We start from the raw sequence: 25151 nt of genomic DNA on the forward strand, positions 1-25151 counted from the left end.
CGCCTGGTGAACGGGGGCGCGCGGCCCCGACCGGCAGGTCTCCGGGCGAACCGCGGGCCGCCCGGAGAATCGCCGGGCCGGCCCGGGCGCGACCCTCGGGATTTCGACTCCCCGGAAATCGCTGATGCCTGCGTCACATCCGCCCGGACCACCCGGTCCGCGGCCCCGCGTCGGGGCTCAGAGCCCCAGCTCGGCCGCCATCAGGTCGCCCGCCTGCTGCTCCAGCTGCTCGTCGGTGAGTCCGTCGTCGTCCGTGTCGGCCCCGTCCGCCGCCGCACCGATCGGGCTGTCCAGCCGGACGTGCGCGATCAGCGACTGCAGCGCCCGGAGCACGGCCGTGCAGGTGGAGCCCCAGTTCGACAGGTACGAGAACTGCCACCACCAGAGCGCCTCGCTGACCCGGCCCTCGCGGTAGTGCGTCAGCCCGTGCTGCAGCTCCGCCACCACCCCGGCCAGGTCGTCCGAGATCCGGAACGCGCTCGGCTTCTCCGGCGGCCCGTACGGGTCGAAGACCTCGTGGTACACGTCGATCGGGGCCAGCAGCTCGGCCAGCCGCTCACGGAGCTCGACACCGTCGGGCTCCGGCCCGGTGTCGGGCTCGAAGCGGTCCTCGGGCAGGACGTCCTCGATCGCCCCCAGCCGTCCGCCGGTCAGCAGCAGCTGGGAGACCTCCAGCAGGAGCAGCGACACCGCGCTGCCCGGCTCGTCGCCCTTGGCGACCTCGGAGACCGCCAGCACGAAGCTCTCCACCGAGTCGGCGATCTGGACGGCGAAGTCGTCCGGCTCGTCGGTATGGGTGAGGCTGTGGGTTACGTCAGACATCGAGCAGTCGTCTCCCTTCGAAGGCCCGGCCGAGGGTGACCTCGTCGGCATACTCCAAGTCCCCGCCGACGGGCAGGCCGCTCGCCAGCCGGGTCACCTTCAGGCCCATCGGCTTGCAGAGCCGGGCCAGGTAGGTGGCGGTCGCCTCCCCCTCCAGGTTGGGGTCGGTGGCCAGGATCAGCTCGGTGACCGTGCCGTCCGCGAGCCTCGTCATGAGTTCGCGGATCCGCAGATCGTCCGGCCCGACGCCCTCGATCGGGCTGATCGCGCCGCCCAGCACGTGGTAGCGGCCCCGGAACTCCCGGGTGCGTTCGATCGCCACCACGTCCTTGGGCTCCTCGACCACGCAGATCACCGCGAGATCGCGGCGCGGGTCGAGGCAGACCCGGCACTGCTCGGCCTCCGCGACATTGCCGCAGACCGCACAGAACCGGACCTTCTCCTTGACCTGCTGCAACGCGAACGCCAGCCGGCGGACGTCGACCGGGTCGGCCTGCAGGATGTGGAAGGCGATCCGCTGTGCGCTCTTGGGCCCGACGCCGGGCAGCCTGCCCAGTTCGTCGATCAGGTCCTGAACCACGCCCTCGTACAACTCCGCGCCTTCCTTCGGCCGGGCACCGCTCCGGGGCCTGCTGCCCCGGTGCCGGGTGCTCCGGTGCCATCATCCAACGAATCGGGCGTCGGACACACCGTCCGACGCCCGACCACCTCATTAATCACACATCACCCGACCCGCCCGCGTGACCACCGGGCGGCCGACGAACGACGTGAACTCCCAGGTCAGAACGGAAGGCCGGGGATCCCGGCGCCCCCGCCCAGCCCCTGGGTCAGCGGACCCATCCGCTCCGCCTGCAGCTTCTGCGCCGCCGCGTTGGCGTCCCGGACCGCGGCCAGCACCAGGTCGGCCAGGGTCTCGGTGTCGTCCGGGTCGACCGCCTCGGGCGCGATCGTCAGCGCCACCAGCTCACCCGAACCCGTCACCGTCGCCTCGACCAGACCGCCGCCCGCCGACCCGCGCACCTGCGCCTCGGCCAGCTCGCGCTGCGCCTTGCCCAGCTCCTCCTGCATCTTCTGCGCCTGCTTCAGCAGCTGCTGCATGTTGGGCTGGCCACCACCAGGGAACACGGATCTCTCCTGCCTGTACACGGAAACGTCGCCGGTGCCGACGACACCTTCCCACCGTACGCGTCACCCGATCAGCCGTTGTGGTGGATCTCCTCCAGCACCGTGGCGCCCAACTCGCGGATGATCAGCTCCTGGCCGGAGAACACCTGCTCGTTCAGATCCGGGTCGTCGTCCTCCGGGACGTCGTCCTCCGGCGCCACGTGCTGCTGCGGCGCCTGCGGCTGGGACGGCCGGGCCTGGGACGGCGACTGCGGCACCGCCGGGGCCTGCTGCTGCGGCCGGACCAGCGGCGCGGCCTGCACCGGCGGGGCCGGCTGCGCCGGCGCGGGCGCCGGGGCGGCGGACGGCTGGAACGCGGACGCGGGCCGGGCGGCCGGCGCCGGAGCACCCCAGCCGCCTCCGCCGCCGCCCGCGGCGGGCGGGGGCGGCGTCCCGCCGGCGGAGCCGCCGGACGGATCCACGATGCACTCCACCCGCCAGTCCACCCCGAGCGCGTCCGCGAGCGCCTGGCGCAGCACGTCGTCGCTGTTGCTGGAGACGAAGCTGTCCCGGGCACCGGCGTTGACGAAGGACACCTGGAGCACGCTGCCGTCGAACCCGGCCACCTGGCCGTTCTGGCTGAGCAGGATCCAGGTGAACCGGCGCCGGTTCTTCACCGCGTCCAGGATCTGCGGCCACATCTGCCGGATCTGCCCGGCGCCCTGCTGGGCGGCGGCGGACGGCTGGCCGGACGGGGGCGGGACCGCGGCCGGGGCATGGACCTGGGCCGGGGCCGGGGTCTGGGCCGGGGTCTGGGCCGGGGTCTGGGCCGGGGGCTGAACCGGCTCGGGCACGGCGGGCTGGGCCGGCGGGGAGGGCTGGGCGGGCTGGTCCCCGGGCGCCGCGGCTGCGGGCGGGAAGCTCCGCGGGATCGGCCAGGCGCCCGGCGCGGGGCCGGCGGCCGGGGCGGGAGCGGGTGCGGGTGCGGGTGCGGGTGTGGAGGGCGCCGCGGCCGGGACGGGGGCGGCCGCCACGGGGGCTGCCGGTGCGGCCGGCGGCGGAGCGCTCTCGGCCATCGGCGGCACGGCGAAGCCACCCGTCGGAGCGGCCAGCGTGCCCGCCGCCGCCCGCCGCTCCAGCTTGTCCAGCCGGGCCTGCAGCGACAGCTCGTCGCTGTACGCACCCGGCAGCATCACCCGGGCGCAGATCAGCTCCAACTGAAGCCGCGGGGCCGCGTTCCCCCGCATCTCGGTCAACCCGGTGTTGACGATGTCGGCGGCCCGGCTCAGCTCGGCCGCACCGAACCCGTCCGCCTGCGCCTGCATGATCGCGACCCGGTCGGCGGGCGCGTCGAGCAGACCCTTCTCCCCGGCGTCCGGCACGGTGGCGAGGATCACCAGGTCGCGCAGGCGCTCCAGCAGGTCCGTCACGAAACGGCGCGGGTCGTGGCCGCCCTCGACCACCCGGTCGATCACCTGGAAGACGGTCGCGCCGTCCTGCGCGGCGAAGGCGTCCACCACCTCGTCCAGCAGCGCGGAGTCGGTGTACCCGAGCAGCGAGGTGGCCATCCGGTACGTCACCCCGCCCTCGGCGGCGCCGGCCAGCAACTGGTCCATCACCGACATCGAGTCCCGGACCGAACCGGCACCGGCCCGCACGACCAGTGGGAAGACCGAGTCCTCGACCTCGATCCCCTCCCGGCCGCAGACCTGCGCCAGGTAGTCCCGCAGGGTGCCGGGCGGCACCAGCCGGAACGGGTAGTGGTGGGTGCGGGAGCGGATCGTCCCGATCACCTTCTCCGGCTCCGTGGTGGCGAAGATGAACTTGAGGTGCTCCGGAGGCTCCTCCACCACCTTCAGCAGCGCGTTGAAGCCGGCCGAGGTCACCATGTGGGCCTCGTCCAGAATGAAGATCTTGTACCGGCTGTGCACGGGGGCGAAGAACGCCCGCTCACGCAGCTCACGGGCGTCGTCGACACCACCGTGCGAGGCCGCGTCGATCTCGATCACATCGATCGAGCCGGGGCCGCCGGTCGCCAGGTCCCGGCAGGACTGGCACTCCCCGCACGGGGTCGGGGTCGGGCCCTGCTCACAGTTGAGGCAGCGGGCGAGGATCCGCGCGCTGGTCGTCTTGCCGCAGCCACGGGGACCGCTGAACAGATAGGCGTGGTTGACCCTGTTGTTGCGCAGGGCCTGCTGGAGCGGAGCAGTCACATGCTCCTGGCCGATGACCTCCGCAAAGGTCTCCGGGCGATAGCGGCGGTACAGGGCTAGGGACACGCCACCGACGATATCGGGCGCGGCAGACAAACGCGTCGCCCTGCGGCCCCCGGGAACGCAAGGACCCCCCGTGCACCCGCCAGAGCCCTCCTACCCTTGCTGCCTTCCGGCCCTGGGGGGGTTCAGAGAGATAACGCCGCACGAGGGGCTGGCACCAGAGTAGCGGATCCCGGGCCCCGGCTGTACCGCCGGCCCGCTTCCACGATCCGCAGGCAGCCGCCCACAGCCACCTGCGGATAGGTGGTCGCGAGCACCCCTGAACATGTACTAAGCTCTCCCACGGAGGATTCGCCTAGTGGCCTAGGGCGCACGCTTGGAAAGCGTGTTGGGGGCAACCCCTCACGAGTTCGAATCTCGTATCCTCCGCCGGCAGAAGGCCCGGACCGCTCAGCGGTCCGGGCCTTCGTCGTTCACCGTCTCATCTGCAGTCTCAACGGACCTTCTCGGTGGCCCTGCCTCCAATCCGGCCTGCCGTCGAACGGTGACCGTCAGACGGCCACGAGACGGACGCGATCACCGCAGAGCTTGACCATGTCGTCGATGTCCGAGGTCAGCACGACGACCGGCCGCTGCTGACGCAGCGCCATCTCGGCTACCGCCGCGTCGATCGCGTACTTGTGGCCGTGAAGGCCTGCAGCGATCAGCGTCGCGGAAGCCGCCCGGGCCTCCTCATCCCCGACCTGCACGATCCGCAGCCCGGACAGAATCCACCGGAGACGGGCCTGGTCCGTCCGGCCGTACACGGCTTCGATGATGGTCAAGGCGCTGATCACCACCTCCATGCCCCGCTTGCGGGCCTCCGCAACCAGCGCGACGGCCGGCTCGTGGTCGTCGAGCAGCTTGGACAGGCCCTCGGAGTCGAGCACCAAAGTGCCCTCGTGACTCAGCTTGCGACGGGCCATCCGCCCTCCTCGGCGAACACCTCGTCGAAGACCTGACGGGCCCGCTCCTGCTCCGCCGACGAGATCGGCCCCTGCCTGCGCTCATAGTCGGCCAGGTACTCGTCCAGGATCTGGCCGCGCAGCTCCCGCTCGACGGCTGCGGCGATGAACGCGGAGAACTCGCGCTTGCCCACCCGCTGGCGGATGGCCTCGGCCGTACCTTCGGGCAGTGAGAGGCTGACCCTGGTGGCCGGCCCCTCGCCGATGCTGTAGGGCATCTCAGTCATGGACCCAGATTATCAAAGAAGTAGGAATGCCGAACCCAGACCTCCAGCCGGGCTTGCCCTGGTAGCAGTTCCGGTTGCATTCACCCCCGTCCGGCGCCGTCCGCAGCCCGGCGGGCAACTGCCCGGCCAGCAGCTGGGTGGCCGTTGGGGACGAGGACGGCGCGGCCGCGTCGCCGATCCAGACCGACCACTCGGCCCCGCGGCCCAACCGCCCAGGCTCTACCGGTGCCCCTGTTCTCGCGGGCGGGGGCTCAGGGCCGGGCGTCTCCGTCGTCGCCGAAGTCGGGGATGTCGGCGGACAGCAGGTGCTCGGCGCCGCCTTCGAGGATCCTGGCCGTCTCGGTGGAGCGGGGGAGCATGGTCTTCTCGTAGGTTCGGATCGCGTCGTCGACGGTGGCCTCGTTCGCGAGAGCGAGGGCGAGTTCGCAGGCGTCGAGCATGGCGAGGTTGACGCCGACGCCGAGCGGGGGCATGAGGTGGGCGGCGTCGCCGAGCAGGGTCACGGTCGGGTTGTGCTCCCAGGTGTGCGGGACGGGGAGGGCGAAGATCGGGCGGTCGACGTAGGGGCCGTCGTTGCCGCTGATCATCCGGCGCATGCGGGGCGACCAGTCGGCGTACTCGTCGAGGAGCAGGGCGCGGATGCCGTCGGTGTCGTCGACGGTCAGGTCGCTCCGGCTGATCCAGTCGACCGGGAGTCGTTGGATGAGATAGACGCGGATGTGGTCTCCGCTGTTGCGCTGGGCGAACAGGCCGCGGTCGCCGTCGGCTGCATGGGCGCCGCCCTGGCCGACCAGCTCGGCGATGTCGGGGTGGCGGTTCTCGACGTCGGAGAACCATGCCTCCAGGAAGCTCACCCCGGTGTACTCGGGGGCGGCCGGGGACACGGCCGGGCGTACCCGGGAGAAGGCGCCGTCGGCGCCGATGACCAGATCGGTCTCGACGGTCGTGCCGTCGGCGAAGTGCAGCTGCCGCGGCCCGTCGGCGGGCCCGCCGATCGTGTCGAGGGCGCGGCCCCAGTGCACGGTTCCCGGCTGCAGCGAGTCGAGCAGCAGGTCGCGCAGCTGGCCTCGGTCGATTTCCGGCTTGAAGAGCTCGTCGGCCCCCGGGACCGTGTGGGACGTCATCGTGCCGGTCGGGTCCATCTGGCGCATCTCCTGCCCTTCGGGGCGGGCCAGCTTGAAGAACTCGTCGAGCAGGCCGGCTTCGCGCAGGGCGATCTGACCGTTGTCGGCATGCAGGTCCAGGGTGCCGCCCTGGTTGCGCGCGTCGGGGCCCGGGTCGCGGTCGTGGACGGTGACCGCGATGCCGCGCCGCTGGAGAATGCGGGCGCAGGTCAGCCCGCCGGGGCCGGCGCCGATGATGCTGATCCTGGCCTGGGCAGGTGCTACGGAGGTCATGGTGTTCCCTTTCGCCGGCGCCGGATCACGGCCGCGGCCCGCGCCACGGACTCGTCAGGCGCCGCCCACGATATTTGCAACAGATACAAATATGCAACCGTTCCAAATTTCTCCTCTGCCGGGTAGGGTTCAAGGCATGGCAGAGACGATCGACCGCGCAGGAACGGGCGGGCGGCGCGAACGCAAGAAGGCCGCCACCCGACAGGCGATCGCCGACACGGCGCTGCGGCTGTTCCTGGAACGCGGCTACGAGCAGGTGGGCGTCCGCGAGATCGCCGAGGGCGCCGACGTGTCGGTGTCGACCCTGTTCAACTACTTCCCCCAGGGGAAAGAGGCCCTGGTCTTCGACGAGGACGCCCGCAACGAGGCCGCCCTGGTCCGCGCGGTCACCGACCGGCCGCCGGGCCAGACCATCCCCCACGCTCTGCGCGCCCACCTCACCGGCTTCGTCGACTCGGCCCACACCCGAGACCCCCGCTTCGCCGACTTCCAGCGGCTCGTCCAGGAGACCCCGGCCCTGCGCGAGTACTCCCGCGCGATGTGGCTGCGCCACGAACACGCTCTGGTCCGCGCTCTCGCCGACCAGACCGGCCGGCCGCACGACGACCTCATCTGCGCCGCCTACGCCCGGTTCACCCTGGAAATCCTCGCGTTCGCCGGCTCCCGCCCCGACCCCGCCGCCGCCATCGACCAGGCCTGTCTCCTGCTCGACCAGGGCTGGACGGCCTCGGCCGCCCGACATGACCCCGAACCCGGCAGACCCGCCACACCCGCCGGCGACGCATCCGGTCCACCCATGCTCCGGCCGGCAGACCGATGAGGAGGAAGGCGGCGGTGCTCAGAGCGGAAAGCGCCCCGACCTGGCCGGGGCTCGCGTCGAGGGCGGAGACGGCGATGAACGGAATGGCGACGTAGCCGATGGTGGTGCCTAGCCGGCTGAGCGCCGTCGCGGCGAACAGGTGACGGAAGTCGGCTTTCCGCCAAGGCGATTCGGCCTGCGTGGTCAATTTCGTCAGGTGCCCGATCCGGAGCTACGCTGCCGCACTTCGGCGTCGGACGGGGCCGGGTCGCCGTTCTGACGGCGCGTCATTCCTACGCCGGCGAGCACCAGGGCCATGCCCGCGACGACGCGGAAGCCGACCCGCTCGTCGAGGGCGATCGCGCCCAGCGCCACCGAGACCACCGGCAGCAGATAGCCGACGGTCGCAGCGACGGTGGGGCCCTCGTCCGCAATGAGCCGGGAGTTGAGGTGGAACGTGACACCCGTGCCGAGGACGCCCAGGATGGCGACGGCGGTCACCGCGGTGAGCGTGGGAACGGCCGGGGCCGTGGTATCCGCGGGAAGGGCAAGGGTGGTCAGGCCTGTCGCGGCGAGGAGTTGGGCCGCCGAGAGGGCCAGCGGGGCGCTCTGGCGGCCGATGAGGTGCCGGGCCATGTAGGCGAAGGCCACCGCGTAGCTGACGGCTGCGGCGAGCAGGGCCGGTACGCCCCAGCCGGTCAGGCCGCCCCGCTGCCACGGGGCGAAGATGAGCACCGTCCCTGCGAAGCCGAGCAGGAGCCCGGCCAGGCGGACCGGACGGATACCGCGCTCCGTGCCGAGCGTGACTCCGACGGCCAAGGACCACAGGGGAGTTGTGGCGTTCAGGACACCGGCCACGCCTGAGTCGACGCTCTGTTCGCCGATACCGAGCAGGAAGAACGGCAGGGCGTTGCAGAAGAAGGCGGCCACCACGAGGTGGCCCCAGGTCCGGCGGGCGCGCGGGAGACGCTGGCCGCCGGAGCGGGCCAGGACCAGCAGCACACCCGCTCCCAGCGCGCAGCGGATGACGGTGATGTGGAGCGGGGACAGGCCGCCGGCCAGGGCGAGTTTGGTCCAGAGGAAGCCCGATCCCCACAGCAGGGCGAGGACGGCCATGCGTATCGAGGTCCCGCGTGGGCCGCTGAGCACTGTCCGCCTCCTGGTGGGTTCTTCCTTCCCGTACGGTGCCGTGTCGGCCAGTCGTAAGACAAGCGAAAAGATCTGGATGGAGAGTTAAGCTGTTCTACATGCTTGATATGCGGCGTATGCAGGTGCTGAGGGCCGTGGTCACCAGTGGATCGGTCACCGCGGCAGCGCGGAATCTCGGTTACACGCCATCCGCCGTCAGCCAGCAGATGGCGGCGCTGGAGAAGGAGGCCGGGATCGGGCTGCTGGAGCGGACCGGACGGGGCGTGCGGCCCACGGAGGCCGGGCGGCTGCTCACCGAGTACGCGACCGTCATCGGCAGACACGTCGCCGAGGCGGAGACCGCGCTCGCCGAGCTGCGGGCCGGACGGACGGGGCGGGTGGTGATCCGGTACTTCGCCACGGCGGGAGCGACGATGGTGGCCCCCGCCGTGGCGGCGCTCCGCCGCGAGCAACCGGGTGTTCAGGTCGAACTCAAGCTGCGCGACGCCGAGGATTCACTACTGGACGTGAAGGAGCGACGGGCCGACGTCGCCCTCGTGGTCCGGCCACGGAACAAGGTGTCCGTCGACGGCATCCGGTTCGTGCACCTGGCCGACGACAGGTACGTCGCCGTGCTGCCCCGGAGCCACCGGCTTGCCGCGAAGCAAGCCCTCGACCTGACCGACCTCGCCGACGAGCCCTGGGTCGGCAGCGACCAGCCCGGCCCCTGCCTGGACCCCGTCCTCGACGCCTGCGGCTCGGCCGGCTTCACCCCGGACTTCGTCGTCGAGAGCGGGGACTACGCCACCGCGCAGGGATTCGTCGCCGCTGGGCTCGGGGTGAGCCTGATTCCGGAGCTGGGGTTGGGCAACCGCCATCCCGACGTGGTCGTACGTGAGGTCCGCAATCCAGAGCCGAGGCGGGCGGTCTACGCAGCGGTACGGGAGTCGTCGCCCGTCCAGCCCGCACTGCGCAGACTGCTCGACGCGCTGCGGAGCGCGGCCACTCGACCCACCGAGCGCTGAGCATGCCCAGGCGTTTCGTCCTGTCCGACCGCCGATATCGCGGCGGTCTCCGGCAGCCATCACCCACACGATCAGCCGGCCGTCCTCGATCGTGTACACGACGCGGTAGTCGCCGGCTCTGAGACGCCACCGCGAGCTGTGTCCCCGAAGAGCCTTGATGTCGAAGGCCGTTGTGTCGCCCTCGTCCAACCCCTTCTGGAGTTCGGTCAGGCGACAGAGGTCCGTCCGCAACCCGGTGAACACCGATCCAGGCCTGCGGCGCTTCGCCGGACCACGACCGAGTCCGCGCGCGTGTCCGGGATCACAGCGCGGCTCACCGGATGGGCGAAATGCTGTGACCGCCGAAGCGGTTGACGCCTTCACGCATTCAATGCACGTGCATATACCGTCTGGTACCTCCGAGGGACACCCCATGACCATCACTGCCTCCTCCGCCTCCCGCGCGGCCGAGATACTGTCCCGACCGGTCGCGCTGAATGGCCTGACCGTCCCGAACCGCATCGCGATGGCGCCCATGACGCGCATGTTCTCCCCAGGGGGCGTCCCCGGTGAGGACGTGCGGTCGTACTACGCCCGTCGCGCCGCCGCAGGCGTGGGCCTGATCGTCACCGAGGGAACCTACGTCGGCCACGAGTCGGCCGGGCAGAGTGACCGTGTGCCGCGATTCCACGGCGAGGAGCAGCTCGCGGGGTGGGCGAAGGTCGCCGAGGCCGTTCACGCGGCAGGCGGCACGATCGTGCCGCAGCTGTGGCACATCGGCATGGTCCGCAAGCAGGGCGACCCGCCCTACGCCGACGCCCCCGCCGTCGGCCCCTCCGGCATCCGCGTCGACGGCACCGAGGGCACCGGCAAGGCGATGACCCAGCGCGACCTGGACGACGTCATCGGCGCCTTCGCCGAGGCCGCCGCGGCCGCCGAGCGCATCGGCTTCGACGGCGTCGAACTGCACGGCGCCCACGGCTACCTCCTCGACCAGTTCCTGTGGGCGGGGACGAACCGCCGTACCGACGCCTACGGCGGCGACCCGGTGGCCCGTACGAGGTTCGCGGCCGAGATCGTGGCCGCGGTCCGCGAGACCGTCTCGCCCGACTTCCCGGTGATCTTCCGCTACTCGCAGTGGAAGCAGGAGGCCTATGACGGGAGGCTCGCCGAGACCCCGGAGGAGCTGGAGGCGATCCTGACCCCGCTCGCCGCAGCCGGCGTCGACGCCTTCCACGCCTCCACCCGCCGCTACTGGCTCCCGGAGTTCGAGGGCTCGGACCTGAACCTGGCGGGCTGGACCAAGCAGCTCACCGGCAGGCCCACGATCACCGTCGGCTCGGTCGGCCTCGACGGCGACTTCATCCGCGCCTTCATGGGCGAGGGCGCCCCGGTCCAGGGCATCGACAACCTCCTCGACCGCATGGAGCGTGACGAGTTCGACCTGGTCGCCGTCGGTCGCGCCCTGCTCCAGGATCCGGAGTGGGCAGCGAAGGTCCTGGAGGGCCGGTCCGAGGAACTGAAGCCCTACGACGCGGTGGCGCTGAGGACGCTGAGCTGATCGATGTAGGCCAACACCGGTGTACGGCAGCGGCCAGCCGGACGCATCCAGAGAGCGCCGGCCCCGCGGGTCGCGCCGGGACGGGGTCAGGCCCTGCTGCCGGCGACGGGGGTGACGTTCACGCGAAGGCTTCCCGGCCGGGTTGACGGTGGGCCGGAAACACTCCGCCGGCCGGGCGCGAGCAGCGCGCCGGCCGGCGGAGGAGGGTGATCAGGCCTGCGAGCGGCGGCGCGAGGCGACGACCGCGCCGGCGCCCAGCACGACGGCCGCGCCGCCGATCGCGGCGAGCTGCCCGAGCGGGGTGGTCGAGCCGGTGGCGGCCAGCGAGCCGCCGGCGCCCTGGCCGTCCGTGGTGGTGACCGTGGTCGGGGTGGTCGTCGTGCCGGTGGTGACGGAAGCGGGGACCACGGTGGTGCCCGGCCCACTGGTACCGGAGTTGCCCTGCGCGGCCTCGGCAGCGGCCTTCGCGGCGGCCTCGTCCTTGGCGCGGGCCGTGAACTGGCCCTCCTTCAGGAAGGCCCGGACGTCCGCAATGGTGCCGTCGAGCGCGGCGGTGCCGGCCTTCTTGGCCTCGGGACCGCCGGCCTCGACGATCTGGGAGACGTGGATCCGGTCGTCGGTCGCCCGCAGCGGCTCCAGCTCGGCCTTCAGGAAGTGCTCGACGTTCGCGGCGGTGCCGGCGAGCGCCTTCTCGGCTGCCTCCCGGACGTGCCGGCCGGTGTTCGCGTCGTCGATGATGCGCTGGACCTCGGCGCGGTTCTCGTCCTCCGCCCGGGCGATGTACTGGCCGGTCTTCAGGAAGGCGCGGACATCGTCGATGGTGCCGTCGAGCCCGGCGTTGGCGGCCTTCCGCACCGCCGGGCCACCGCGAGACATGATCTGGGTGAGCAGGATCCGGTCGTCGACCTCCGCGGCCGACTTCAGCCCCACCTTGAGGAAGTGCTCGACGTCCGCCGCAGTACCCGCGAGCGCCTTCTGCGCGCCCTCGCGCACAATCCGTCCGCTGCTCGGATCGTCGAGGATCCGCTGCACCTCGGCGCGGTTCTCGTCCTCGGCGCGGGCCACGTACTGGCCGACCTTCAGGAAGGCGCGGAGCACCTCGATGTCGTCCGAGTCGAGTGTGGTGTTGCCGGCCTTCCTCACGGCCGGACCACCGACGTTCATGACCCGCAGGATCGCGATCCGCGCGTCGTCCCGGCGAATCCCGTCCACCTCCACCGCGAGGAAGCGCGCCCGGTCCGCCGGGGTGCCGGCGAGTGCCGTCGCCGCGTGCTCGCGCAGGTAGTCGCTCGGGGCCGTGAGCAGGTAGTCGTTCGGGTAGACGAGCAGCTTCTCGATCGCCGCCCGGTTCTCCTCGTCCACCTTCGCCTCGGCCGGGTCGGTCTGTTCCTGCCCCGCCGGGGCGGTGTCGGCGAACGCCGGGGTGGCGCCCATGGCGACGGGTGCGGCGGCCGTGGCAAGGAAGACGGCAACAGCGAGCGAACGACGGATCTTCAACGGTCCCCCGGGATCTGAATACGAATGAGCCCAGCCGCGACTCGGCAGCGGTCGGCCGAGTGATCGTACAGCGACCACATCTCACCGACGAACACATTTCCGCCACGTCCCACCCTTCCGGCTTCGTCGCGCACGAGCGGGAGGGGCCGAGGGATGGACAGCAGCAACGGTTGGGTCGGCGCCCTCTGGGATCGCGGCCCCGCATGCCGGCTCATACGCCAACAGCATTGCACCCGGGGGAACATGGGACGCCGCCCACGGACCGGCCGACCAGCGATCGGCTCACCTCCGGCGATGCCCATGCGGCCTGAGAAGCAGAAGGTCACCGCTCCCTCGTGAGGCTCAGCAGCCAAGGGCAAGTCCGCCCTTCGCCGGCCTCGCTCGTGGTCCCGTCGAGCGGCGAACGGGATGACGGCGGTGGACCGATGACCCAACTCCCCTCCAGCAGGGCTGATTTCGTTTGCACGCCGGATGGTGCCGGCACCCCGGTGGACTACGTCGGCGCCCATCCCCTCGGGGTCTGCCTGCTCGCCGACGGCCGGGGCGAGGCGGAACTGCGCAGGTGGACGGTCGCCAGGGGCGACGCCCCAGTGGTGGCGCCGTACCGCGAGCGGCTGCCGACGGCCGTTTCCGGCCTCACTGGACAGAATCGTCCAGGACCGTTTCCGTCCACCTGAAAGCCCTTCCGTAGGCCTTGAGCTGCGACGAAGCTAGTGATCGCCAGCAGGGAACAGCACACGGACCCGGCAGGCGACACCGGAGGAAGCGTCACCGCGGGACGCGCATCCGGACATCACCACTCCACTCCAGCTCTCGGAAGGACCACTCCCGTGCTTCGCAGCCACCTCCTCCGGGCCGCCGCGGTCAACGCCCACGCCGCCCACGCTCTGGGCGCCCGCACCACCGCCCCCGCCGTCCGGGAGTAGCCGGCCCCGCCGCCCAGCGGCCCCAAGTTCCACCTCTCACCGCACTCCCGGCATCTCCAGCGCCTCCGGCGCCCCGTGTCCACCGGTCCGACTGCTCCTGCAGGGCAGCCGATCCCGCCTCACGGTGCGGCACCCACACTCTTCGGCTTCGCCATGCCTGCCTGCGGTGCCCGCGGCAGCACACCAGACCTTCTTCCTCGCCTTCAGGAGCTTCGCCATGTCCAAGACCCTCAAGACCGCCGCGATCCGCCTCACCTCCGCCTCCGCCCTGGCCGTGTCCGTGCTCACCGCGGTTGTCGCCACCCCGGCCGGCGCCTCGCCGCTCACCGACGGCATCTCCGCCACGGCCCGCGCCGAGAACGGCAACTCGTACTGTGCCCACGGCGGTTACGTCGGTGGACCGAACCAGTCCAGCAGCTGCACCGGCGGCACCACCCGTACCCATGCCTGGTGCGCCGACTTCGCCGGCTGGGTCTGGGCCCGGAACGGGGTCACCGGCCTTGGCACGCTGGACGACCGGGCCGCCAGCTTCATGGACTACGGCAAGAAGTACGGCACGCTGTCGCAGACCCCGCACGTCGGTGACGCGGTCGTCTACAACTACAACGGCAGCGACTACGCGGACCACGTGGCCCTCGTCACCGGTGTCAACGGCGACACCGTCACCATCACCGGCGGCAACCAGGGCGGATTCCCGGGCCACGTCTCCACCAACTCCACCACCAGCTGGCGGGTCGGCCAGGCGCCGTGGCGGCAGACGATCAGCGGCTACATCTCGCCGGCCGGCACCAGCACCCCCCAGTACCCCAACCCGGGCTCGCTGCCGGCCGGGACGCTCGTGAAGTCGCCGAACGGCCCTGACGTGAAGGTGATGATCTCCGGTTCCGGCATTCCGGTGGCGGCCTCCGACGTCACGCCCGACAAGTACGACCTGAGCAAGATCGTGCTGATCGACGACTCCGCCTTCCGTGCCCTGCCGAGCGCCCCCGCGGCCGGCACGGTCGTCCACGACCAGGCCGGCGGCGCCGACCGCTACGTGGTCATCGACAACGCGGCTCTCCGGATCGGCGGCGAGGACTGGATCCCGGGTGGTTACAACACCCGTGCCGACATGGGCGTTCCGACCGCCTGGCTGCAGGCCGCCGCGCAGCGCACGGTTCCCACCGGCACCGTCGTGATGGACCAGTCGGGCACCGACCCGGCGCGGTACGTGATGGTGGACGGCGCGGCGCTGCACATCTCGGGCGCCGAGTGGACGGCCGACGAGTACAACACCCAGATGCTGATGGGCGTCCCGGGTGAGTGGCTGAAGGGCGCCGTCGCCAAGACCGTGCCGACGGGCACCGTGATCATGGACCAGTCCGGCAACGACCCGGCCCGCTACGTGATGCTCAACGGCGCTGCCGTACACATCTCGGCCTCCGAGTGGACGGCCAACGGCTACGACACCCGCTCGCTGATGGGCGTCCCGGGTGAGTGGCTGGGCTCCACCACGGCCCGCCAGGTCGCCAACGGCACGATCGTCAAGGACGCCTCCGGCGCCGACGCCAGCGTGTACGTGATGGCGGGTGGCGTGGCCGTGCCGCTGACGTACGCCGACTTCACCGGCCTCGGCTACGACAAGCGCCCGCTGGAGGGCGCCCCGGGCGAGTGGCTGAAGTCGGCCGCGGCGAAGGCCGCCCCCGCCGACGGGACCATGCTGCTGTCCCCGGAGAGCAACACCGTCTGGCAGGTCACCGGCGGCAAGAAGAAGGCCCTGACCGCCGACGCCTTCGGCCCCGGAAAGCTCAGCTTCAACGACGTGGTCAGCGTCCCGACGGCCTTCACCGCGAAGTTCCCGACCGTCACCGCCTGAGCACCATCGGCCTGAGCACCACCCCTGGGCCGCCCGGTCTTCCTCCGGCCGGGCGGCCCGCTCGCCCAGCGCCACCCGCCGTCGCCCTCGCCCTCGCCCGCACCTTGCCCCGAACAGGACCCGCCATGCGCTCCTCCGCCCGCCAGAAGTCCGCGCTCGCCGTCACCGCCACCGCCCTGCTCGCGCTCGCCACCCCGCTGCTCACCGGTACCGACGCCTCGGCCGCCTCCGTCTCGACCTGGGACAAGGTCGCCCAGTGCGAGGCCAGCGGCAACTGGAGCATCAACACCGGCAACGGCTACTACGGCGGCCTGCAGATCTCGATGTCGACCTGGCGCGCCTTCGGGGGCACCTCGTACGCCACCCGCCCCGACCTGGCGACCAAGCAGCAGCAGATCCTGACGGGCGAGAAGATCCTGGCCGGCCAGGGGCAGGGTGCCTGGCCGTCCTGCGGCCCCGCCGCAGGCCTCGGCTCCGACCACACCAACCCGTACCCCGCCAGCCCCTCCTACCCCGACCCCGCCTCGCTGCCGGCCGGGACGCTGGTGAAGTCGCCGAACGGCCCCGACGTGAAGGTGATGATCTCCGGGGCGGGCGTCCCGGTGGCGGCCTCCGACGTCACCCCCGACCACTACGACCTGAGCAAGATCGTGCTCGTGGACAACTCGGCGTTCAACGGCCTGCCGAGCGCGCCCCCGGCCGGCACCGTGGTCCACGACCAGGCGGGCGGCGCCGGCCGCTACGTCGTCGTCGACGGCGCCGCACTGTCGATCTCCGCTGCCGACTGGACCGCCGACGGGTACAACACCCGCCCCGACATGGGCGTCCCGACCGCCTGGCTGCAGACGGCCGCCCAGCACACCGTGGCCAACGGCCGCGTGGTGATGGACCAGTCCGGCAACGACCCGGCCCGCTACGTGATGGTCAACGGCTCGGCCCTGCACATCTCGGCCTCCGAGTGGGCGGCCAACGGCTACGACACCCGCTCGCTGATGGGCGTCCCGGGTGAGTGGCTGAACGGCGCCGCGGCACGCCAGCTCCCGAACGGCACCGTCGTCAAGGACGCCTCCGGCGCCGACGCCAGCGTGTACGTGATGGCGGGTGGCCTGGCCGTACCGCTGACCTACGCCGACTTCACCGGCCTCGGCTACGACAAGCGCCCGCTGGAGGGCATCCCGGGCGAGTGGCTGAAGTCGGTCGCGGCGAAGGCCGCCCCCGCCGACGGCACCATGCTGCTGTCCCCGGAGAGCAACACCGTCTGGCAGGTCACCGGCGGCAAGAAGAAGGCCCTGACCGCCGACGCCTTCGGCCCCGGAAAGCTCAGCTTCGACGACGTGGTCAGCGTCCCCACCGCCCTCACCGCGAAGCTCCCGACCGTCTGACCCCGCCCCGCCCCAGGCCGGCCTCCCTCCCCACCCGGAGCGGAGGCCGGCCCGCGGTCAGCTGCCGGCCAGGGAGCGGGCCGTGACGGCGAGACGGCGGGCCGCCTCGGCCAGTTCGGCGAGGTCTGCCGCGGCGGCGAGGTTCAGGCGCAGCCGGTCGGTCGGCGGCTCGGCCGGGAAGTAGTGACGACCCGCGTCGACGGCCACCCCGTGGTCCCGGGCCGCGGCGGTGACCGCCGTGTCCACGAGGGCCGGCGGCAGCCGCAGCCACAGGTGCAGGCCGCCGGCGGGGGTCTGGCCGGCCGAAGGCTGCGGGAGGCCGGGCGTCCAGTCGGGGACTTCGTGGGAGAGGGCGTCGACCAGGACGGCGCGGCGTTCGCGCAGTGCGGTGGCGAGGGATCGCAGGTGGCGGTCCCAGGCCGGGGTACTGAGCAGTTCGACGGCGGCCTCCTGCAGCGGTCGGGCGATGAAGAAGTCGTCCACCCGCCGCGCCTCCAGCAGGCGGCGCATCACCGGCCCTCGGGCGATCAGCGCGCCGATCCGCAGGCTGGGCGAGGCGGGCTTGGTCAGCGAGGTCAGGTGGATCACCGTGCCGTCTCGGTCGTCGGCGACCAGCGGTCGGGGCACGGGCCGGCCGTGGCCGAGGTGGCGGGCGAAGTCGTCCTCGATCAGGAAGGCCCCGGCGGCCCGGGCCACGTCCACGACCTGGCGGCGGCGTTCCGGTGCGAGGACGGCGCCGGTGGGGTTGTGGAAGGTCGGCTGGCAGTAGAACAGCCGGGCCCCGGTCATGGCGAACGCCTCGGCGAGCAGGTCGGTGCGGACCCCCTCGTCGTCCGTCGGTACGGGTACCGGGCGCAGTCCGGCGGCGCGGGCGGCGGCGAGCGCGCCGGGGTAGGTGGGTGACTCGACGAGCAGCGGGCTGCCGGGGGCGACGATGGCCCGGAACAGCATGGAGAGCGCGCCCTGACCTCCGCCGGTGACCAGTACGTCCTCCGGGGCGACGGCGCCGCCGGCCTGGCGCGCGAAGATCGCTCGCAGCGGTGCCAGGCCCGCGGCCGGGGCGCGGTGCCAGGCGTCCGGGCGGCGGGCGGCGCGGGCCAGCGCGGCGCCGAGCGCCCTGGTGGGCTGGAGGTTCTCGTGCAGGTAGCCGCCGGAGAGGGCGATGGTCCCGGCCGGCACCGGCGCCGACGGCCCGAACTCGCCGGGAGCCGCGTCGGGGTCGGTGGCGCCGGGCCCCCGGTCGTGGCCGGACAGGGCGATGGCCTGCCAGGAGGTGTCCTCCGCGGCCGCTCCGGCCCGGGCCTGGCGCGGAGCCGCGTAGGTACCGCTGCCGGGGCGGGTGACCACCGCGCCCTCGGCCGCCAGCTGGGCGATCGCGCGGGACACGGTGACCGGCCCCACACCGTGACGGGCGATCAGCTCCCGGCTGCTGGAGAGCCGTTCGCCCGGGGCGAGCCCGGCGAGGTCCCTCCGGAGGATCGCCAGCAGGGCTTCAGTACTGCTACTGTCAGACATGAAGAATCATGGTAGCGCTTCTCTCTCGGCGCCGGAACCGCTCCTCGACCTCGCCGCCCTGCGGGCCGACACCCCGGGCTGCGAGTCGGTCATCCACTTCAACAACGCGGGCTGTGGGTTGATGGCCCGCCCGGTGCTCCAGGCGATGGTCGACCACCTGCACCTGGAGGCCGCCATCAGCGGCTACGAGGCCTCCGCCGCACGCGCGGACGAGGTCGCCGTCTTCCACGCGGCAACCGCCGAGCTCCTCAACACCCGCCCCGGCAACATCGCTTTCGCCGCAAGCGCGACCCACGCCTACACCAAGGCGCTGTCGGCGATCGACTTCCGCCCCGGCGATGTCGTACTCACCACCCGCAACGACTTCATCTCCAACCAGATCGCCTTCCTCGCGCTGCGCAGGCGCCACGGCGTCAGGATCGTGCACGCTCCCGACCACCCGGACGGCAGCGGAGTCGACGTGGACGCGATGGCCGCGCTGATGCGCGCCCACCGCCCGCGCCTGGTGGCCGCCACCCATGTGCCCACCAACTCCGGCCTGGTCCAGCCGGTGGCCGAGATCGGCCGACACTGCCGGGAGCTCGGCCTGCTGTACCTGGTCGACGCCTGCCAGTCGGTCGGGCAGCTCCCGATCGACGTCGAGGAGATCGGCTGCGACCTGCTCACCGCCACCTGCCGCAAGTTCCTGCGCGGGCCGCGCGGTTCGGGCTTCCTGTACGTCTCCGACCGGGTCCTGGAGGCAGGGTACGAGCCGCTGTTCATCGACATGTACGGCGCGCGCTGGGTGGCTCCCGACCGCTACCGGGCGGTGGACACCGCCGCCCGCTTCGAGGAGTGGGAGTTCCCGTACGCCACGGTGCTCGGCTGCGCCGCCGCGGTCCGCTACGCGCTGCGGGTCCGGCAGGCGCCGGTCGCACGGCGTACCCCCGCCCTGGCGGGCCGGCTGCGCGAGCGGCTGGCCGCCGTGCCGGGCGTGCGCACGCTGGATCGCGGACCGGCCCCCGCCGCGCTGGTGACCTTCGCGGTCGAGGGCTGGGAGCCGGGGCCGTTCAAGGCGGCGATGGACGCCCGGGGCGTCAACTCGGCGCTGAGCTACCGGGAGTTCGCCCAGTTCGACTTCGCCGACAAGGAGGTGCAGTGGTGCCTTCGGATGTCGCCGCACTACTACAACACCGAGGACGAGGTCGACCGGGTGGCGGACTCGGTCGCCGAACTCGCGGGGCGAACCCGATGACGCGGACCTCTCCGGCCCCGGCCGCGACGACGGCGGACGCGCCACAGCCCCGAGGCCTCTGGCACAACCGCGACTTCCTCAGGTTCTGGCTCGGCGAGACCGTGTCGCTGCTGGGCACCCAGATCACCAACCTCGCGCTGCCGCTGACCGCCATCGGCGCCTTCGGCGCGACCGACGAGCAGGTCGGCCTGCTGCGCTTCCTGCAGCTCGCGCCCTACCTCGGGCTCGCGCTGGTGATCGGCGTCTGGACCGACCGGGCCCGGCGGCGGCCCGTCATGCTGGGCGCCAACCTGGTCAGGCTGGTGCTGCTCGCCCTCGTCCCGGTGCTGTACTGGTGGCACGCCCTCGACCTGCCCACGTTGATGGTGATCGCCTGCACCGTCGGCATCGCGTCGGTGGTGTTCGACGTGAGCTGGATGTCCTACGTGCCGGTGCTGGTGAAGAGCCCCGAGCACTACGTCGAGGCCGGTGCCAGGATGGGCGCCGGCTCCTCCGCCGCCGACGTGGCCGGGCCCGGGATCGCCGGTGTCCTCGTGTCGGCCCTCACCGCGCCGGCGGCCCTGATCGTCGACGCCTGCTCGTACGCGGTGTCCGTCATCTCCCTGCTGCTGATCCGCACTCCCGAGCCGCGGCCCGAACCGGCCGCCGAACGCCGGCTGCTGCGCGAGCTCAAGGACGGTCTGGGCTGGGTCATGCACGACAGGGTGCTGCGGGCACTCGCGCTGACCGGCTTCTGCTGCAACTTCTCGATGGTCACGGTGTGGACGATGTTCCTGCTCTACGGCACCCACGACCTCCACCTCGGCTCGACGGGCCTCGGCGCCGTCTTCGCGACGGCCTCGGTGGGCGGCCTGATCGGCGCACTGATCTCCCGGCGGGTCATCGCGCGGTTCCCGCTCGGCCGGGTCTACCTGGTCGCCCAGTCCGCGCTGCTGCTCGGCCCGGCCCTGATCCCGTCCGCGGCCGGGCCGCGCCCGGTGATGATCGGGATGTTCGTCCTGTCCTTCTTCGCCACCTACCTCGGCCTCGGCGTGGCCGGGGTGATCATCGTCAGCCTCCGCCAGGCCATGACACCGCAGTCGATGATGGGGCGGATGACGGCGGCGTTCCGGACGTTGCTGTTCGGCGGCGGGGCCCTGGGCGGTCTGTCCGCCGGGCTGCTCGCCGGGCGGATCGGCGCCAGGGGCGCCCTGGCCGTGGCCGCCGCCGGCTCCGCCGCTGTGGTGATCGGTCTACTGGTCTCCCCTGTCAGCCGGCTGCGGGTCCTGCCGTCGTCACCGCGGCAGGTGCCGACGGCGGCCGGCCCGGGCCGGTGACGGCCGGCCGGCCGGCCGTGCAGCCGGGAGCGGGGGTTCGCTCCCGCTCCCGGCGACCCGGCGGTCAGTGATCGGCGCCGGTCCCGGCTGCCAGCGGGACCTCGCCCGCGGTCTTGCTGTAGCCGAGGGCCTCGACGATCAGGCCGCCCCGCACGCGCATGACGTTCACGCCCTCCACCCAGTCCGTGGGGCCCTCGCCGTAGCGGTACCGCCAGCGGATCGTCGCCCGCTCGCCGGCCGCGAAGACGTCCACGGGCTCGAACCGCGCGGTGCGGTCGTCGGCGAGGGCCTGCCACCACGCCAGGCAGGCCGCGCGGCCCTCGACGCGCTCCCCGCTGGGGGCCGGCTGGACGGATTCCATGACGCAGTCCTCGCCGATCAGATCGGCGAGGGCGCCGGCGTCGTGGCGGACGAAGGCGTGGTTGAAGCGGTCGACGACCTCGGCCGTGGTGCGGACGGACATGGTTCCCCCTTGGCGCGATAGATAGACCATTCGGTCTACCATCACCATATAGACCGGTTGATCTACCGGTCAATGGGTGACAGGGTGGCGCCGTGACCGCACGCACCGCTCCCGGCCCCCGCGAACGTCTGCTGGAGGCCGCCCAGGAACTGACGTACAGCCAGGGGATGGGCGTCGGTGTCGACGCCATCCTCAAAGCCGCGAACGTGGCCCGGCGTTCGCTGTACGAGCACTTCGGCGGCAAGGACGGCCTGATCGCCGAAGTGCTGCGCCGCAGCACCGCCGAGGACGAGGCCGGCTACCGCGAGACCATGCGCGCGGCGGGCGAGGATCCGCGCGACCGCCTGCTGGCCGTCTTCGACAACCTCGCCGGGGTGGTCGACGCACCGGGCTTCCGCGGCTGCCGGTACCTGGCCGCAGACCTCGCCCTCGCGGACCCCGGCCACCCCGGGCACGAGGTCACGCGCGACTACCGCGGCAGCGTGCACCGTCTCCTCGAACGGGAACTGGTGGAGCTCGGCCATCCGCGGCCGGCGCACGCCGCCGACCAGCTCCTCCTGCTCATCGACGGTCTGCTGGCGGCCGGAGCGACCCGACCCGACACCCGCCCGGCGGCGGCCGCCCGTGAACTCGCCGAGCACGTCCTCGACGCAGGGCGCCGTCAGGCCCGCTGACCGGCCCCCGACGGCCGCATCGAATCCGGCGCCGGATTTCACCGCCGGGATCCGTTGCACATTCCACAATCCGCGACGCCCGACAGGAAGGCCGTCCGGACAGGAGTTATCGTATAGCCGAGGGGGAGTCCTGCGGGAACCGAGACAGTTCTGACGGGCGCCCCGACGCGTGGTCCGGCCATCATTTCGGATCGCAACCGTCGAAGCTTCAAGAATGAAGTTTCACCGATAGCGGCGGCCGCTACCGACCGTCACGCCAACCCCAACCGAGTCCAGTGGCGTCCGTGCGTCGCGCGCCGAAACGGTAGCGCCCGCACGGCCGCGAGGGAGCATCCGGTCATGGCACCCCAGGACGAATCACCATTCCCCAGCTTCGCCCAGTTCATCGACGAGGTCACCTCGGCCAGGCACGACGAGTTCGCCAGGCGATCGAGGTCGGCGACCGCCGGTGCGGATGAATTCGCCGCAATGCGGCAGCACATTCTGGGCCTCTACTCAGGGGTCGATGTCCCGCACAGCTTCGTCGACGACAACGGGCAGATCTTCGACTGCGTCCCCATCGGCGATCAACCCGCGCTCAAAGGCGGCAGCGAGGGCCCGGCCGCCCCGCCGGACGCTCCACCCCGGCCCGACCCACAGGGCGAGGGCCCGGCGCTGTCGGTGCAGCCACAGTTGCGGTCAGACCGCCTGGACAAGTTCGGGCATGCGATGTCGTGCCCGCCCGGCACGATTCCCATGCGCCGGATCACGCTTGAGGAACTGGCCCGCGGGCGCTCCCTCAAGGATTTCTTTCAGAAATCACCCGCCGGGATGGGACGCCACCCCCGAATGAGCCCGGCCGCCATCGAGGCGAATGTCCACAAGTACGCCCACGCGTTCCAGATCGTCGACAACCTCGGCGGCCACAGTTTCATCAACATCTGGGACCCCAACATCGGGTCGCAGGTATTCTCGCTCTCCCAGCAGTGGTACGCCGCCGGATCGCCGGTCCAGACCGTCGAGTGCGGCTCCCAGATCTATCCGGCGAAATACGGCACCACCCAGCCGGTCCTGTTCATCTACTGGACGGCCGACGGGTACCAGAACACCGGGTGTTACAACCTCGACTGTTCGGCGTTCACCCAGACGAATTCCGCCTGGGCGATCGGCGGAACGCTGAGCCCGTCGAGTGTCTCGGGTGGCGCGCAGTACGAGATCGAGACGACCTGGTACTTCTCGGGCGGAAACTGGTGGCTCTATCTCGGGGGCACCGCTGCGAGCAATGCGGTGGGTTACTACCGGGGCTCGCTGTTCGGTAACGGTCCGCTCTCCAGGAACGCCGGCGACATCGACTACGGCGGCGAGGTCGTGGACACCACGGCATGGCCGCCGATGGGAAGCGGCGCGTTCGCCAGCAGCGGCTGGCAGTTCGCCGCCTACCAGCGCGACGTCTACTACTTCCCGGTGGGCGGGGGCGCCCTGTCCGCGTCGTTGACCGGGTCCCAGCCGTCTCCGAAGTGCTTCACCGTCGCGGTCGGCCACGCGGCCGCCCCGTGGAACGAGTACTTCTTCTTCGGCGGGCCGGGAGGAACCAACTGCGAGTGACCTGCCGCAGGCCCGGACTGCAATGGCAGTCCGGGCCTCGCCGCTGCTCAGGACAGGCCCGGAGCAGGCTCAGGGGAGCTTGACCGCCAGGAGGTCGACCGGGCGGATGTCGGGCGGCGAGCTCAGCATCGTGGGGGCCGCCTCCATCAGGGCTGCGGCGATCCGGCCCTGCAGGTGGCCGGTGCGGCCCGCCTCGTCCTCGAAGGTGTCGAAGATCCCGAAGGTGGTGGCGTTCTCGCGGAACGCGAACCAGGTGACGGTGTGCTCCTCCTCCCGGGCGAGCTGCAGCGCGTCCCGCAGCAGACCCTCGACCTTGTCGGCGTACTCGGGCTTGGCCTCGATCCGGGCCAGAAGTCCGATCTTCATGGTTTCGCTCCGTATGTCGTGATCGTGCCCGGTTGTCCGGGAACACCTCCAACCTAGGCCCGTACCCGGAGCTCGCCCAGTGTCGTGAACGACCTGTCGGATACCGTTTCCGCCATGGAGATAGCAGTGCTGGCCTATGACGGCGTCTTCGACTCCGGACTCGCGGCCGTGCTGGACGTCATCGAAGGCGCCAACGCGATGCGCGAACACCTCCCGCAGCCGCCGCCCGCCTGGCGGCTGACCACCGTCGGCTTCCGGCGTACGGTGCGCACCGGCGCGGGGCACGCGGTCACCACGGTCCCGGCCGCGAGGGCGGCCGCCGCGGCGGACCTGCTGCTGGTCCCGGCGCTGGCCGAGCGGCGCCCCGACGCCCTGGTCGAGCACGTGTCGGGGCCCGCGTCGTCGGCCGTACGCCGACTGGTGGCCGACACCCGCGACCGCGGGACACCCGTCGCCTCGGCCTGCACCGGAACGTTCCTGCTGGCCGAGGCCGGCATCCTGGACGGGCGCCGGGCGACCACCAGCTGGTGGCTGGCCCCCACCTTCCGGCTGCGCTACCCGGCGGTCACCGTCGACGAGACCCGGATGGTGACCACGTCCGACGGGGTGACGACGGCGGGTGCGGCCTTCGGCCATGTGGACCTCGCGCTCGCGATCGTCCGGATGAGCAGCCCCGCGCTCGCGGACCTGGTCGCCCGGTACCTGGTCGTGGACGAGCGGCCGTCCCAGTCCGCGTACACGATCCCGAGTGCGCTGGCCCAGGCCGACCCGGTGGTCGCGGCCTTCGAACAGTGGGTCCGGCTGCACCTGGCGGGGCCGGTGAGCATGGGCGCGGCCGCCCGCGCCCTGGGAGTCAGCGAGCGCACACTCCAGCGGACGGTCCGCCGCACCCTGGGCACCTCCCCCGTGCGCTTCGTCCAGGACCTGCGGGTCGAGCAGGCCTCTCACCTGCTGCGGACCACCGACCTGTCGCTGGAGGCGATAGCCCGCAAGGTCGGGTACGAGCACGCCAACACGCTGCGGATCCTGCTGCGGGAGCGCACCGGCAGCACGGCCGGGGCCCTGCGCGCCCGCTGA

At 72.0% G+C, this 25151-nt stretch carries 22 protein-coding genes, 1 tRNA gene, 1 other RNA gene and 1 pseudogene; 11 read left to right on the forward strand and 14 right to left on the reverse strand.

Annotation, left to right across the window (positions count from 1 at the left end; all coding sequences use genetic code 11):
* Positions 1-177 precede the first annotated feature (177 nt).
* The 5 genes from OG871_RS18875 to ffs form a co-directional block, all read right to left on the reverse strand.
* Positions 178-822: a DUF5063 domain-containing protein gene (locus OG871_RS18875; protein ID WP_371498066.1), complete on the reverse strand. Its 645-nt coding sequence runs from the start codon at positions 820-822 to the stop codon at positions 178-180.
* A complete protein-coding gene (gene recR, locus OG871_RS18880) occupies positions 815-1414 on the reverse strand; it encodes a recombination mediator RecR (RefSeq protein WP_371498067.1) in 600 nt (199 codons plus the stop codon). Before recR ends, OG871_RS18875 begins: the two co-directional genes overlap by 8 nt.
* A gap of 188 nt (positions 1415-1602) precedes the next feature.
* Positions 1603-1947 carry a YbaB/EbfC family nucleoid-associated protein gene (locus tag OG871_RS18885; RefSeq protein WP_371498068.1) on the reverse strand — a complete coding sequence of 115 codons (345 nt, stop codon included), beginning with the start codon at positions 1945-1947 and terminating at the stop codon, positions 1603-1605.
* A 71-nt stretch (positions 1948-2018) separates the two neighbouring features.
* A complete protein-coding gene (locus OG871_RS18890) occupies positions 2019-4205 on the reverse strand; it encodes a DNA polymerase III subunit gamma and tau (protein WP_371498069.1) in 2187 nt (728 codons plus the stop codon).
* Between the two features lie 59 nt (positions 4206-4264).
* Positions 4265-4355: signal recognition particle sRNA small type (gene ffs / locus OG871_RS18895), an RNA gene on the reverse strand.
* A 131-nt stretch (positions 4356-4486) separates the two neighbouring features.
* Here ffs and OG871_RS18900 point away from each other — a divergent pair.
* Positions 4487-4571: transfer RNA gene (locus OG871_RS18900), tRNA-Ser, on the forward strand.
* Positions 4572-4693: 122 nt separating this feature from the next.
* Here OG871_RS18900 and OG871_RS18905 read toward each other — a convergent pair.
* The 3 genes from OG871_RS18905 to OG871_RS18915 form a co-directional block, all read right to left on the reverse strand.
* A complete protein-coding gene (locus tag OG871_RS18905; RefSeq protein WP_371498070.1) occupies positions 4694-5107 on the reverse strand; it encodes a PIN domain-containing protein in 414 nt (137 codons plus the stop codon).
* Positions 5089-5373 (reverse strand): hypothetical protein, encoded by a 285-nt coding sequence (locus OG871_RS18910; RefSeq protein ID WP_371498071.1) that lies wholly within the window; start codon positions 5371-5373, stop codon positions 5089-5091. Before OG871_RS18910 ends, OG871_RS18905 begins: the two co-directional genes overlap by 19 nt.
* 251 nt (positions 5374-5624) lie before the next feature.
* The gene (locus OG871_RS18915; RefSeq protein ID WP_371498073.1) at positions 5625-6770 is read right to left on the reverse strand and encodes an FAD-dependent oxidoreductase; all 1146 of its coding nucleotides are present in this window, start codon (positions 6768-6770) and stop codon (positions 5625-5627) included.
* A 136-nt stretch (positions 6771-6906) separates the two neighbouring features.
* Here OG871_RS18915 and OG871_RS18920 point away from each other — a divergent pair, with 136 nt between their 5' ends.
* On the forward strand, positions 6907-7590 hold the full coding sequence (locus OG871_RS18920; RefSeq protein WP_371498074.1) for a TetR/AcrR family transcriptional regulator: 684 nt from the start codon (positions 6907-6909) through the stop codon (positions 7588-7590).
* Here the strand turns inward: OG871_RS18920 and OG871_RS18925 are convergent.
* Both OG871_RS18925 and OG871_RS18930 read right to left on the reverse strand, forming a co-directional pair.
* Positions 7538-7777 (reverse strand): annotated as a pseudogene (locus OG871_RS18925) (MFS transporter); the annotation flags it as partial. The gene OG871_RS18920 and the pseudogene OG871_RS18925 sit on opposite strands and share 53 nt — an antisense overlap.
* A gap of 5 nt (positions 7778-7782) precedes the next feature.
* On the reverse strand, positions 7783-8685 hold the full coding sequence (locus tag OG871_RS18930) for a DMT family transporter (protein ID WP_371498075.1): 903 nt from the start codon (positions 8683-8685) through the stop codon (positions 7783-7785).
* Between the two features lie 131 nt (positions 8686-8816).
* On the opposite strand from OG871_RS18930, the gene OG871_RS18935 reads away from it, so the two are divergent.
* A complete protein-coding gene (locus tag OG871_RS18935; protein WP_371498076.1) occupies positions 8817-9722 on the forward strand; it encodes a LysR family transcriptional regulator in 906 nt (301 codons plus the stop codon).
* Positions 9723-10134: 412 nt separating this feature from the next.
* The gene (locus OG871_RS18940; RefSeq protein ID WP_371498078.1) at positions 10135-11262 is read left to right on the forward strand and encodes an NADH:flavin oxidoreductase; all 1128 of its coding nucleotides are present in this window, start codon (positions 10135-10137) and stop codon (positions 11260-11262) included.
* Positions 11263-11472: 210 nt separating this feature from the next.
* Here OG871_RS18940 and OG871_RS18945 read toward each other — a convergent pair whose 3' ends face one another.
* Positions 11473-12759 (reverse strand): ALF repeat-containing protein, encoded by a 1287-nt coding sequence (locus OG871_RS18945; protein WP_371498079.1) that lies wholly within the window; start codon positions 12757-12759, stop codon positions 11473-11475.
* 1143 nt (positions 12760-13902) lie between these two features.
* On the opposite strand from OG871_RS18945, the gene OG871_RS18950 reads away from it, so the two are divergent.
* Together OG871_RS18950 and OG871_RS18955 are read left to right on the forward strand one after the other, a co-directional pair.
* Positions 13903-15540 carry a CHAP domain-containing protein gene (locus OG871_RS18950; protein ID WP_371498080.1) on the forward strand — a complete coding sequence of 546 codons (1638 nt, stop codon included), beginning with the start codon at positions 13903-13905 and terminating at the stop codon, positions 15538-15540.
* Positions 15541-15665: 125 nt separating this feature from the next.
* Positions 15666-16922, forward strand: coding sequence for a transglycosylase family protein (locus OG871_RS18955; RefSeq protein ID WP_371498081.1), 1257 nt, complete (start codon positions 15666-15668; stop codon positions 16920-16922).
* Positions 16923-16979: 57 nt separating this feature from the next.
* On the opposite strand, the gene OG871_RS18960 is transcribed toward OG871_RS18955, so the two are convergent.
* The gene (locus OG871_RS18960) at positions 16980-18437 is read right to left on the reverse strand and encodes a PLP-dependent aminotransferase family protein (protein ID WP_371498083.1); all 1458 of its coding nucleotides are present in this window, start codon (positions 18435-18437) and stop codon (positions 16980-16982) included.
* Between OG871_RS18960 and OG871_RS18965 the strand changes: the two genes are divergently transcribed.
* A complete protein-coding gene (locus OG871_RS18965; protein ID WP_371498084.1) occupies positions 18436-19671 on the forward strand; it encodes an aminotransferase class V-fold PLP-dependent enzyme in 1236 nt (411 codons plus the stop codon). The two genes, OG871_RS18960 and OG871_RS18965, sit on opposite strands and share 2 nt — an antisense overlap.
* The gene (locus OG871_RS18970; protein WP_371498085.1) at positions 19668-20987 is read left to right on the forward strand and encodes an MFS transporter; all 1320 of its coding nucleotides are present in this window, start codon (positions 19668-19670) and stop codon (positions 20985-20987) included. Before OG871_RS18965 ends, OG871_RS18970 begins: the two co-directional genes overlap by 4 nt.
* Positions 20988-21051: 64 nt before the next feature.
* Here the strand turns inward: OG871_RS18970 and OG871_RS18975 are convergent, their stop codons facing one another.
* Positions 21052-21450, reverse strand: a complete 399-nt coding sequence (locus OG871_RS18975; protein WP_371498086.1) for a nuclear transport factor 2 family protein — start codon at positions 21448-21450, stop codon at positions 21052-21054.
* A gap of 92 nt (positions 21451-21542) precedes the next feature.
* On the opposite strand from OG871_RS18975, the gene OG871_RS18980 reads away from it, so the two are divergent.
* Positions 21543-22124, forward strand: coding sequence for a TetR/AcrR family transcriptional regulator (locus tag OG871_RS18980; protein ID WP_371498087.1), 582 nt, complete (start codon positions 21543-21545; stop codon positions 22122-22124).
* 339 nt (positions 22125-22463) lie between these two features.
* The gene (locus OG871_RS18985; protein WP_371498088.1) at positions 22464-23708 is read left to right on the forward strand and encodes a neprosin family prolyl endopeptidase; all 1245 of its coding nucleotides are present in this window, start codon (positions 22464-22466) and stop codon (positions 23706-23708) included.
* A 69-nt stretch (positions 23709-23777) separates the two neighbouring features.
* On the opposite strand, the gene OG871_RS18990 is transcribed toward OG871_RS18985, so the two are convergent.
* On the reverse strand, positions 23778-24074 hold the full coding sequence (locus OG871_RS18990) for a putative quinol monooxygenase (protein ID WP_371498089.1): 297 nt from the start codon (positions 24072-24074) through the stop codon (positions 23778-23780).
* A gap of 114 nt (positions 24075-24188) precedes the next feature.
* Between OG871_RS18990 and OG871_RS18995 the strand changes: the two genes are divergently transcribed.
* Positions 24189-25151: a GlxA family transcriptional regulator gene (locus tag OG871_RS18995; RefSeq protein ID WP_371498091.1), complete on the forward strand. Its 963-nt coding sequence runs from the start codon at positions 24189-24191 to the stop codon at positions 25149-25151.

Source organism: Kitasatospora sp. NBC_00374, from assembly GCF_041434935.1.
Classification (GTDB): Bacteria; Actinomycetota; Actinomycetes; order Streptomycetales; family Streptomycetaceae; genus Kitasatospora.

Excerpts from the sequence above, each read along its gene's own strand:
- OG871_RS18875 (WP_371498066.1), bottom strand. The coding sequence starts at position 822 with ATGTCTGACGTAACCCACAGCCTCACCCATACCGACGAGCCGGACGAC.
- OG871_RS18905 (WP_371498070.1), bottom strand. The coding sequence starts at position 5,107 with ATGGCCCGTCGCAAGCTGAGTCACGAGGGCACTTTGGTGCTCGACTCC.
- OG871_RS18910 (WP_371498071.1), bottom strand. The coding sequence starts at position 5,373 with ATGACTGAGATGCCCTACAGCATCGGCGAGGGGCCGGCCACCAGGGTC.
- OG871_RS18915 (WP_371498073.1), bottom strand. The coding sequence starts at position 6,770 with ATGACCTCCGTAGCACCTGCCCAGGCCAGGATCAGCATCATCGGCGCC.
- OG871_RS18920 (WP_371498074.1), top strand. The coding sequence starts at position 6,907 with ATGGCAGAGACGATCGACCGCGCAGGAACGGGCGGGCGGCGCGAACGC.
- OG871_RS18930 (WP_371498075.1), bottom strand. The coding sequence starts at position 8,685 with ATGGCCGTCCTCGCCCTGCTGTGGGGATCGGGCTTCCTCTGGACCAAA.
- OG871_RS18935 (WP_371498076.1), top strand. The coding sequence starts at position 8,817 with ATGCTTGATATGCGGCGTATGCAGGTGCTGAGGGCCGTGGTCACCAGT.
- OG871_RS18940 (WP_371498078.1), top strand. The coding sequence starts at position 10,135 with ATGACCATCACTGCCTCCTCCGCCTCCCGCGCGGCCGAGATACTGTCC.
- OG871_RS18950 (WP_371498080.1), top strand. The coding sequence starts at position 13,903 with ATGTCCAAGACCCTCAAGACCGCCGCGATCCGCCTCACCTCCGCCTCC.
- OG871_RS18955 (WP_371498081.1), top strand. The coding sequence starts at position 15,666 with ATGCGCTCCTCCGCCCGCCAGAAGTCCGCGCTCGCCGTCACCGCCACC.
- OG871_RS18965 (WP_371498084.1), top strand. The coding sequence starts at position 18,436 with ATGAAGAATCATGGTAGCGCTTCTCTCTCGGCGCCGGAACCGCTCCTC.
- OG871_RS18960 (WP_371498083.1), bottom strand. The coding sequence starts at position 18,437 with ATGTCTGACAGTAGCAGTACTGAAGCCCTGCTGGCGATCCTCCGGAGG.
- OG871_RS18970 (WP_371498085.1), top strand. The coding sequence starts at position 19,668 with ATGACGCGGACCTCTCCGGCCCCGGCCGCGACGACGGCGGACGCGCCA.
- OG871_RS18975 (WP_371498086.1), bottom strand. The coding sequence starts at position 21,450 with ATGTCCGTCCGCACCACGGCCGAGGTCGTCGACCGCTTCAACCACGCC.
- OG871_RS18985 (WP_371498088.1), top strand. The coding sequence starts at position 22,464 with ATGGCACCCCAGGACGAATCACCATTCCCCAGCTTCGCCCAGTTCATC.
- OG871_RS18990 (WP_371498089.1), bottom strand. The coding sequence starts at position 24,074 with ATGAAGATCGGACTTCTGGCCCGGATCGAGGCCAAGCCCGAGTACGCC.
- OG871_RS18995 (WP_371498091.1), top strand. The coding sequence starts at position 24,189 with ATGGAGATAGCAGTGCTGGCCTATGACGGCGTCTTCGACTCCGGACTC.